Origin of the sequence: Cereibacter johrii, assembly GCF_001720585.1 — a bacterium.
Taxonomy (GTDB): Bacteria; Pseudomonadota; Alphaproteobacteria; order Rhodobacterales; family Rhodobacteraceae; genus Cereibacter_A; species Cereibacter_A johrii.
This window is the reverse complement of the sequence record NZ_MABH01000168.1, coordinates 1-9,426: the sequence shown is the minus strand read 5'-3', so window position 1 is coordinate 9,426 and position 9,426 is coordinate 1. Positions and strand designations below refer to the sequence as shown.

Here is a 9,426-nt window from a genome sequence, read left to right as displayed (position 1 = left end):
ACCGCGCGCGCCGTCTCGGCCGCGCCGGCATCGGGGACGGTGCCGATCACGGCGCCGGTGGCCGGGTTCGTCACCTCGATCCGGCCGCCCGCGTCGGCCTGGATCCAGTCGCCGCCGACGAGGATCCTCTCGCGTCTGAAATCGGTCATGGTCTTTCCTTCAGGGGCATGGCTCCGCAGGCCGCGGAAGGGGGTCCGCGGGGGCGGGCTCAGGGCCGGGGTGGGGTGGGTCAGCCGTTCGGCTTGATGCAGATCTTGAGGCCCTCGCCGCGGTGGGCGGCGTCGAAGGCCTCGGCGATATTCTCCAGCGGGAAGCGATGGGTGACGATGTCCTTCAGCCGGAGCCGGGGCAGGATCTCCATCACGCGGTGGTGGGTGTAGGGGTTGCGGATCGAGCCCACGACCGTGATCTCGCGCGCGAAGATCCGGTTCGGCTCGATCGCGGCCATGGTGCCGGGGGCGGCCACGCCGAAGAAGAGCACGCGCCCGCCGTGGCAGACGAGTTCCACCGCCTGCGCGGCCGTCTCGGCGCGGCCCGCGGCCTCGATCACCACGTCGGCGCCGAGCCCGTCGGTCAGGGCGCCGATGCGGGCGGCCAGATCCTCGTTCAGCGGGTCGACCACGTCGGGGTAGCCGAAGGCGCGGATCTGCTCGCGCCGGGCGGCGTTCGGCTCGGAGATGACGATGCGCGCGGCGCCGCGCAGCTCGGCCAGCCGGGCGAGGATCAGCCCCGCCGCGCCGCCGCCGAGGATCACGACGAGATCGCCGAGCTCCACCCCCACGCGGTCGATCCCGTGCATGCAGCAGCCGGTGATCTCGCCCAGGGCCGCCTCCTCGGGGCCGATCCCCTCGGGGACCTGATAGACCGTGTCCATCCGCACGGTGGCATATTGCTCGAACCCGCCGTTGAGGTTGATCCCCCAGGCCAGCCGGTCGAGGCAGAGATGCGGCTTGCCGAGCCGGCAGGGCTTGCAGCAGCCGCAATAGACATGGGGCTCGACCGAGACGAGATCGCCCGGCTTGCAGTTCTGCACCCGCTCGCCCACGCGCTCGACGTAGCCCGCGAATTCGTGGCCCAGCACCACCGGGGGCTTGGCCCAGAACTTGCCCTCGAGGATATGCTGGTCGGTGCCGCAGATCGTGGCGGAATCGATGCGGATCAGCACCTCGTCGGGGCCGGGCTCCTGGATCGGAAGGTCGGTCAGCCGGAGCGTCGGGCTGCCGTCGAAAATCGCTGCCTTCATGGGTCTACCTCTGTCGTCCGGCGCGGATCAGATCCGCAGTCCCTGCGCGTCGAAGGCCATCGTCGCGCCGGGGGTGAAGGAAAGCCGCAGGCGGTCGCCCTCGGCGGGGATGATCTCGCCGGGCAGGCGCACCATGAGCTGCGCCTCGCCGAGCCGGACCGCCACCAGCGTGTCGGCGCCGAGCGGCTCGACCACATCGACGAGCGTCTCGACGCCCGGGCCGTGGGGGTCGGCCAGCTGCACATGCTCGGGGCGGATGCCGATCTCGCCCTGCACCGCGCGCGTGCCGGAGGAGAGGCGGCGCACGGGCACCCGGTCGCCGGTCACGAGGGTGGCCACGTCGCCCTCGATCCGGGCGGGGGCGAAGTTCATCCCCGGCGAGCCGATGAAGCCCGCGACGAACCGGGTGCGCGGCTCGCGGTAGAGCTCCTGCGGGGTGCCGATCTGCTCGACCGCGCCGCCCTTCAGCACCACGATCCGGTCGGCCATGGTCATGGCCTCGACCTGATCGTGGGTCACATAGATCATCGTGGCGCCGAGGCGGGCATGGAGCCGCTTGATCTCGGTGCGGACCTCGACCCGGAGCTTGGCATCGAGGTTCGAGAGCGGCTCGTCGAACAGGAACACGTCGGGCTCGCGCACGATGGCGCGGCCCATGGCGACGCGCTGGCGCTGGCCGCCCGAAAGGGCGCGGGGCTTGCGGTCGAGCAGATGGCCGATCTGGAGGATCTCGGCCGCCGCCGCCACCCGCCGCTCGATCTCGGCCGTGGGCGTCTTCCGCATCTTGAGGCCGAAGGACATGTTGTCCCGGATCGTCATGTGCGGATAGAGCGCGTAATCCTGAAAGACCATGGCGATGTTGCGGTCGCGCGCGGGCACGCCGTTCACGACGCGCTCGCCGATGGCCACCTCGCCGCCCTGGAAGGATTCGAGCCCGGCGATCATGCGCAGGAGGGTGGATTTGCCGCAGCCGGAGGGGCCGACGAAGACCATGAACTCGCCGTCGTGGATGTCGAAGGACAGATCCTCGATCACGGTCAGGTCGGAGTAGCTCTTTTTGACGTTGCGGACGTGGACGGTGCTCATATCAGGAAACCTTGCGTGGGGGGCGGGGCCGGTCAGCCCTTGACGGCGCCGAAGGAGAGGCCCGAGACGAGCCAGCGCTGCACGGTGAAGGTCAGGACCAGCGGCGGAAGCGCGATGACGGTGGCGGCAGCCATGAGCGCGCCCCAGTTGGTCGTGCCCTCGCCGATGAAGTTGAAGGAGGCGACGATGGCGGTCTTGGTGTCGAAGCCCGAGAGCGCCAGAGCGAACAGGAAGTAGTTCCAGGAGAAGACGAAGCTCATGATCGTGGCCACCACGATGCCGGGATAGATCATCGGCAGCACGAGGCGGATCAGGATCGTGCCGCTGCGGCAGCCGTCGATCTGGCCGCTCTCCACGATCTCGCGCGGGGTGGCATCCAGATAGGGCAGCAGGATCCAGAGCGCGAGCGGCATGGTGATGACCGCATGGGCGAGGATGAGCGCGGTGTAGCCGCCCGCCATGCCGAGCTTCGAGAACATGATGAACCAGGGCAGCAGGAACAAAGTGCCGGGCGCCATCCGGGCGAAGAGGCTGACCGTCGCGGGCCAGACCATCCGGTGCCAGGAGATCGCGAAGGCCGCGGGGATCGCGATCACGAGCCCGAGGAGCGTCGAGGCGCCGGCCACCACGAAGGAGTTGAAGGTGTTGTGCAGGAAGTCCGTCCGCCCGAACAGCTCGGCATAATTGGCGGCGGTGGGGGTGAAGAGGAGCTTCGGCGGATAGGCGGTCACCTCCTGCGGGCTCTTCAGGCTCGAGAGCGCCATCCAGAGGATCGGCGACATGAACAGCAGCGCGCCGATCGTGAAGACGGGGGTGGACCAGCGGGAGCGGGGCGTGTCGGACATTACCAGGACACCTTCTTGCGCAGGCTGGCGAAGAAGACCACCGAGCCGAGGACGATGAGGGCGAGCACGATCATCACCGACGAGGCATAGCCCACATCCATGAAGTCGAAGCCCAGCTTGTAGGCCTGGATGTTGAGGGTCGTGGTCGCGTTGCCCGGCCCCCCTTGCGTGGTGATGTAGATGATGTCGAAGAAGCGCAGCAGATCGACCGAGCGCAGCACGGCGGCGGTCAGCAGCGTGGGCCCGAGGAGCGGCAGGGTGACATGCCAGAAGAGGCTCCAGCCCTTGGCGCCGTCGATCTCGGCCGCCTCGTAGACCCGGGCGGGCAGGGCCTGAAGGCCTCCCAGCACGATCAGGGCCACGAAGGGCGTCCATTGCCAGGTGTCGATCAGGGCCACCACCAGCAGCGACCAGCGCGGCGAGGCGAGCCAGAGGAAATGCGGCAGGCCCAGGCTCTCGAGGATCCAGTTGGCGGCGCCGAGGCCCGGATCGAGCACGACGATGGCGATCATGCCCACGACGACGGGCGGCAGCATGAAGGGCGACAGGATCGCCGTCCGCACCAGCCCGCGCACCACATTGTAGCGGTTGAGCGCGAGCGCGAGCGCGGTGCCCAGCACCAGCTGCAGCACGAGCGCCACCGCAAAGAGCACGAGCGTCACGCGCAGCGCGCTCCAGAAGGCGGGGTCGGCCATGAGGCGGCTGTAATGGCCGAGGCCCAGGGCCGGCAGCGTGCCGTTGCCGCCGAGGCTGAGATAGATGGCGAAGCCCAAGGGGAAGATGACCATGGCCAGCGTCATGACGACGGCGGGCAGGATCATCCATCGGGCCGACATGGCCTGCTGGCCGGGGGACCGGGGGGGCATGGGGCTCTCCTGGCTGAAACGGGAGGGGAGGGCTGCGGCCGGCACGGGCCTGCGGCGGAGAAGGGACCCGGACCCGAAGGTCCGGGGGGAGGCGTGGCGGGCCCGGAGGCCCGCCGCGATCAGTTCTGCAGGGCCTGGACCTCGTCCGTCACGGCGCAGGCGGCGGTCTCGGCGTCGGCCTGGCCCAGCACGATCTGCTGCACCACGTTCGACAGGATCTCGCGCGCCTCGGGCGTCCGGGTCAGCGAGGGCGTCTGGTAGAGCGAGGAGCCGGTCTGCGAGATCTCGAGCAGCGCCTCGAGCCATTCGCCGCGCGGGCGGCTCTCGCTGGCCCAGTTGCGGAAGCCCTCGCCGTTGAAGACCGACACGCGCGAGGGGGCGATGCCCTGGGTGGCGAGCTCTTCCTGGTTCTCGGCGCCGGTGGCCCACTGGACGAAGTACCAGGCGGCCTCCTTCTTCTCGGACAGGCCCGAGACGGCGAGGCTCCAGTTGATGACCACGGGCTTCGAGATGCCGGACTCGCGCCCGCCGGGCAGCACGTCCACGCCGATGTCCTCGACCCGGCCCTCATGCTTCATCAGCGTCGAGAATTCGTTCGAGGATTCGTTGGTCATGGCGACGCGGCCCTGGCCCAGCAGGTCCATCACCTGGGTGAAGGTGTGGTTGGTGGCGCCCGGCGGGCCGTAGTCGCGCAGCATCGAGCCGTAGAGGTCGAGGCCCTTGATGGTGCCCGGCAGGCAGAGCGAGGCCTTGCCGTCCTCATCCATGAAGTCGCCGCCCATGTTGTAGACGAAGGCGCCGAGCGGATAGCCCACGGTGCCGCGCAGGCCGCGGGCGGCCCAGGGCGTGATCGCGCTGTCGCAGGCGCGGATCTTCTCGGCCGCGGCGGGCAGATCCTCGAGATATTCCGGCTTCTCGACGTCGCATTTCTCGAAGATGTCGCGGCGCCAGTAGAAGAGCGGGCCCTCGACGTTGATCGGCACGCTGGTGACGGCCTCGCCCACCACGCCGCTCTGGCGCAGCGCCGCGCTGAAATCGTCGTAATTGTAGGCCGGATCGGTGGCCTCGCTCTTCAGGAGCGGCGTGAGATCGGCGTACCAGCCGTTCGAGGCGAAGAGCGGCGCCTCGCGCGAGGGCAGGGTCATGAAGACGTCGAGCTCGCTCGAGCCGCCCTGCAGAAGCGTGGTCAGGCGGGTGCGGTACTGCTCTTCGCTGAAGGTCTCGGCGCGCACCTTGATGCCGGTGGCCTCGGTGAAGGCCTCGATCCGGTCGCGCATCAGCTGCGTCCAGGCGAGGTTGTTCAGCATGACGTTGATCGTCTCGCCGTCATGCTTGCGCCAGTCGAATTCCTGCGCTGCGGCCGGCATGGCGACGAGCGCCACGGCGGCGCCGATGATGAACTGTCTCATGTTCCCTCCCTGAGGGCCCGGTCCTGACCGGGCCGATGGCCGACCCGCTCCACGGGCCGCTGGATCCGGTCGCGCCTCCTCGCGCTTCGGGGACCGGATGGAGGGATATGATCGTTGTTGTGAATTATTGTCAATATGAGTCGAATATTTATTCGGTTTTGGACTATTCTGGTCATTCGCGCCCGTCCGCGGCCGCTTCCTCGGAGGTCAGGTTGGGATTGGCGGGGTGATGGACCTTCACCCCGGTGCGGGCGAGCAGGTCGGCGGCAGGGCCTTCCGGGGCGCGGTCGGTCACGAAATGGTTCACGGCGGAGAGGGGGGCTGCGCGCACGATTCCCTTGGCGCCGAACTTCGATCCGTCGGCCACCAGCACCGTCCGGCGCGCGTTCGCGATCATGGCGAGGAGGGGCGGCACGAGGCTCTGGTCATATTCCAGAAGGGCGCCGTCGGGCGAGATCCCGCAGGTGCCGATCACCGCAAAGTCGAGCGAATAGCGCTCGATCATCCGCACCGCCTCCTCGCCGATCATCGATCCGCTGGCGGGCCGCATGGTGCCGCCCAGGACGCAGACGTCGAAACCCGTCTTGTCATAGAGGGTTACGGCGGCATGGAGGTTGTTTGTGACGATGGTCAGCCGCTCGCAGGCGCGCAGTTCCTGAGCGGCGAGGGCGAGGGTCGAGCCGCCGGCGATGAAGAGCGTGGCGCCGTCCGGGATGAAGCGGGCGAGCAGCTGGCCCGCCGCCACCTTCTCGCGCACATGGCTCGCGCTCCGCACCTCGTAGGTGGCGCTGCGCGCATGGTCCGCAAGCCGCGCACCGCCGTGATAGCGCACCACGCGCCCGTCCTCGCCGAGCTGGTTGAGGTCGCGCCGGATGGTCTGGAGCGACGCGTCGCAGGCCGCGGCCATGGCCTCGATGGTGACATGCTCCTGCTGGCGCAGGAGCCCGAGGATGACGGCATGCCGTTCAAGACTCCGCATCATGGGCAGACATCCGATCATTTGGTTTCGTTTCTGGAAGAACTTTCGTCGATCTGAGCGCGGCTTTCAAGGACGCAGGTCCTCCGGCGGAACGATCCGCTGCCGGGGCAAGATGTCCCGCGGGGCGGCGGTGCGGCTCGGGGCGTCATTGGCAGGACGTGGCCGGGGCGACGGTGGCCTTCTCCTCACGGGAGGAGGGGGCGGCTTGGCATTGGCTGGAAACGTGACCGGAGTGCCGGAGGGCTTTCTCCTCACGAAAGGAGGAGGCGGCAGACCGGGTGGCTTGGCACTGGCTGGAACGCGACGGGCGCGCGCCCTGCCGGTGCGGGGCGTCCGGGCGGGTGAGAGACACCGGCGCGCGTGGCGGCGGTGCTGGTGTCGGGGGCACCTGATCCGCGGGAAGAGGATGCCCTGGCCGGGGATGCGGGCCTGAAGGAGGCCGCGCATGGGCCCCTCGGGCTTTTCCTACGGCGGCATCCTGAAGAAGGATCAGGCCTTGCGCTGGAGCCGGCCGTCGAGCTCGGCGCCGGCCTCGATGGCGATGCGCTCGTGCACGACATGGGCCTGAACGACGGCGCTCGGCCCCAGCCTCACCTGCCGCGCGGAGACCGAGCCGGAGATGCGGCCCAGAACGGCAAGATCGTGGGCGGTGACGGAGCCCTCGATGCGGCCCGCCTCCGCGACGACGACTTCGGGCGCCTGCACGCCGCCGACGACGGTTCCCTGCACGTCGACCGGCCCGGCAGAGGCGATCTCGCCCTCGACGACGAGATCGGGCGCCACGATGCTGCGGCGCATGTCGGGCGCCGCGGGAGCGGGCCAGGAGTCGGTTTGGCCGTTCGGAGTCTTCATGCCGGATCTGCTTCTTCTGCCGTTGCTGCGCTTGGCCGCGACTGGACCAGAAGCGGGCCGCGAGGGCAATGCGCCTTCGCGCCATCGGCGAAGAAGCGCGGACGGCCGCCGCTTGCGGACCGAGAGCAGGGCGGACGGAGGGCCCGCGCCGCAGCGCACGGGTTGCGGCGGACCTGCGGAGGAAAATGAGTCTCACAGGCCATGCTCCGGGGCGAGCGGAGGCACCGTCGTGCGCAGGCCATGGCACGAGGCGGCTCGGGAGCCGGGCCTGCTTTCGACGCGGCTTCGCGTCCATCCTCGGGGCCGGGGAGCGGCTCGAAGAGGTCGCCATTGGCATCGAAGCAGGCCGCGCAAGGAGAATCGCATCCTCCATCCCGAGGAGGCCAAGCCGGGCTGCACTTGCGTTGGATGCCCTGGGGCCAGAAGGTTCCGGCAGCGTATAACGGATAAGGATAGTTATGTTGCATGAAGGCTCGGGTCGCCTGCGCCGGAGCGGCGGGCTGTGGGGCCGGATCGGGGGTCTCCTCGGGCGCCGCTGGTGACGGTGGGCGCGACCGACAGTCTGAGATCATTCGCATCAGCCTGTCCGTGCGTGGGAGCGTCCTGTCAGGGCCTTGCGGCGGTCGGGAAACAGCGGCGCGCGTGGATCCCTGTCCCCTCGTGGGCCTCGCCGCGATCCCGGGGGGCGAGGCGCGGCTCCCGGGCACGGCGCGTGGCTTGAAGGAACCGGCCTTCCTCTGGTAAGCGGGGGCCGTTCCACCGCGCGCAATGGAGAGTCCAGTGGCAGAAGACGGGCCGCCCCGGGCCGTGAAGCGCGCGGTGACGGTCAAGGACGTCGCCGCGGCCGCGCAGGTGTCCCGGGCGACGGCGGCGCGGGCGCTCAACGGTTACGGCTATGTCGGCGACGAGGCGGCGCGGCGGGGGCAGGAGGCGGCCGAGCGGCTGGGCTACCGCGGCAACCGGATCGCGCAGGCGCTGCGGCAGGGGCAGATGCCCATCGTGGGCTTCGTGCCGGGCGACATCCAGAACCCGTTCTTCGCCCGCGTGGCCCATGACATCGACGCGGCGCTGCGCCGGAGCCGGCACAGTCTGCTCATCGCCAGCAGCGACGAGAGCCTCGTGCAGGAGCAGGGCCTGCTCGACAATCTGCGCGCGCTGAATGTGCGCGGCATGATCGTGGCCCCCGCCTCCGAGGGCGACAACCGCCATCTGGCGCGGCTGGTGCGCGAGGGCGTGCCGCTCGTGCTGATCGACCGCGAGCTGCCGGGGATGGAGTGCGACAGCGTCACGGTCGACAACGAGGGCGGCGCGCACGAGGCCATCGGCCTGCTGATCGCCAACGGGCACCGGCGGATCGCGCTGATCCACGATGCCTCGCGCATCGCCACCGCCCGGCAGCGGCGCGAGGGCTATCTGCGCGCGCTGGCCGAGGCGGGGCTTCCGGCCGAGGACCGGCTCATCGCCGTGTCGCAATCGACGGTCGAACATGCCATCGACGCCACGATCCGCCTGTTCAGCCGGCCCGAACGGCCGACCGCGCTTTTCACCGTGGACAGTCTGATGACGACGGGGGCGCTGCTTGCGCTGCGCTCGATGGGGCTCGCCGTGCCGCGCGACGTGTCGCTGATCGGCTTCGACGACTTCGACCTCGCCACCTTCACCGATCCGCAGATCACCGTCGTGGCGCAGCCCGTGGGCCAGATCGGGCCCCTGGCCACCAAGATGCTGCTCGAGCGCATTCAGGGCAGCGACGAGCCGGCCCGCCATGTGCGTTTTCCCACCCGCCTCATCGCGCGCGGCTCGGTGGCGCGCGTCGATTTCGGCCGCGCCTGACTTCTGACCGGCCCTCAAAGAATCTCTTGCCAGATCGCATTTCGCGTGCAGTATGAAGTGTGAGATCGGTCTCTCAGCCGCTGCGGCGGCCGGACCGATCCTTTTTTGCCCCGCTGTGAGATCGGTCTCATGAATCGTCCCGCCGGCTCTTCCTTGTCTCGCGCCACGGCCCTCGGCCGGCCGTTCGACGCGGCGGGCCACCGGCGGGATCTCGAGGCGGCGCTGGCTGCGGCCGAGGCGGCGGTGCGCTGGATCGGCGCCCTGTCGGTGGAGAGGCTCGTGCTGGTGGGCGGCGGGGAGGCGCAGCTTCTGG

General features: G+C 69.6%; 8 protein-coding genes and 1 pseudogene. 2 read left to right on the top strand and 7 right to left on the bottom strand.

What is annotated here, in order from left to right; translation table 11 throughout:
• Window positions 1-229 precede the first annotated feature (229 nt).
• The 7 genes from A9O63_RS16075 to A9O63_RS16045 all read right to left on the bottom strand — a co-directional run bounded on the left by A9O63_RS16075 (window position 230) and on the right by A9O63_RS16045 (window position 7,280).
• A complete protein-coding gene (locus tag A9O63_RS16075; RefSeq protein WP_069332843.1) occupies window positions 230-1,243 on the bottom strand; it encodes a zinc-dependent alcohol dehydrogenase family protein in 1,014 nt (337 codons plus the stop codon).
• Between the two features lie 27 nt (window positions 1,244-1,270).
• Entirely contained in the window at window positions 1,271-2,329 is a 1,059-nt protein-coding gene (locus tag A9O63_RS16070) for an ABC transporter ATP-binding protein (protein ID WP_069332842.1), read from the bottom strand.
• A 32-nt stretch (window positions 2,330-2,361) separates the two neighbouring features.
• Window positions 2,362-3,174 (bottom strand): carbohydrate ABC transporter permease, encoded by an 813-nt coding sequence (locus A9O63_RS16065; RefSeq protein WP_002725001.1) that lies wholly within the window; start codon window positions 3,172-3,174, stop codon window positions 2,362-2,364.
• Window positions 3,174-4,040: a carbohydrate ABC transporter permease gene (locus A9O63_RS16060; protein ID WP_227471853.1), complete on the bottom strand. Its 867-nt coding sequence runs from the start codon at window positions 4,038-4,040 to the stop codon at window positions 3,174-3,176. The genes A9O63_RS16065 and A9O63_RS16060 overlap by 1 nt, the downstream gene beginning before the upstream one ends.
• Before the next feature lie 119 nt (window positions 4,041-4,159).
• Complete coding sequence (locus tag A9O63_RS16055) at window positions 4,160-5,449, bottom strand: ABC transporter substrate-binding protein (RefSeq protein WP_069332841.1); 1,290 nt, start codon at window positions 5,447-5,449, stop codon at window positions 4,160-4,162.
• A 172-nt stretch (window positions 5,450-5,621) separates the two neighbouring features.
• Complete coding sequence (locus A9O63_RS16050) at window positions 5,622-6,431, bottom strand: DeoR/GlpR family DNA-binding transcription regulator (protein ID WP_084295987.1); 810 nt, start codon at window positions 6,429-6,431, stop codon at window positions 5,622-5,624.
• Window positions 6,432-6,917: 486 nt separating this feature from the next.
• Entirely contained in the window at window positions 6,918-7,280 is a 363-nt protein-coding gene (locus A9O63_RS16045; RefSeq protein WP_069332840.1) for a bactofilin family protein, read from the bottom strand.
• A 780-nt stretch (window positions 7,281-8,060) separates the two neighbouring features.
• On the opposite strand from A9O63_RS16045, the gene A9O63_RS16040 reads away from it, so the two are divergent.
• The gene (locus tag A9O63_RS16040; protein ID WP_069332839.1) at window positions 8,061-9,113 is read left to right on the top strand and encodes a LacI family DNA-binding transcriptional regulator; all 1,053 of its coding nucleotides are present in this window, start codon (window positions 8,061-8,063) and stop codon (window positions 9,111-9,113) included.
• 129 nt (window positions 9,114-9,242) lie between these two features.
• A pseudogene (locus A9O63_RS22335) lies at window positions 9,243-9,426 on the top strand (glucosamine-fructose-6-phosphate aminotransferase); the annotation flags it as partial.

Bases quoted from the DNA above. Each gene is read 5' to 3' on its own strand.
- A9O63_RS16075 (WP_069332843.1), bottom strand. From the start codon at position 1,243: ATGAAGGCAGCGATTTTCGACGGCAGCCCGACGCTCCGGCTGACCGAC.
- A9O63_RS16070 (WP_069332842.1), bottom strand. From the start codon at position 2,329: ATGAGCACCGTCCACGTCCGCAACGTCAAAAAGAGCTACTCCGACCTG.
- A9O63_RS16065 (WP_002725001.1), bottom strand. From the start codon at position 3,174: ATGTCCGACACGCCCCGCTCCCGCTGGTCCACCCCCGTCTTCACGATC.
- A9O63_RS16060 (WP_227471853.1), bottom strand. From the start codon at position 4,040: ATGCCCCCCCGGTCCCCCGGCCAGCAGGCCATGTCGGCCCGATGGATG.
- A9O63_RS16055 (WP_069332841.1), bottom strand. From the start codon at position 5,449: ATGAGACAGTTCATCATCGGCGCCGCCGTGGCGCTCGTCGCCATGCCG.
- A9O63_RS16050 (WP_084295987.1), bottom strand. From the start codon at position 6,431: ATGATGCGGAGTCTTGAACGGCATGCCGTCATCCTCGGGCTCCTGCGC.
- A9O63_RS16045 (WP_069332840.1), bottom strand. From the start codon at position 7,280: ATGAAGACTCCGAACGGCCAAACCGACTCCTGGCCCGCTCCCGCGGCG.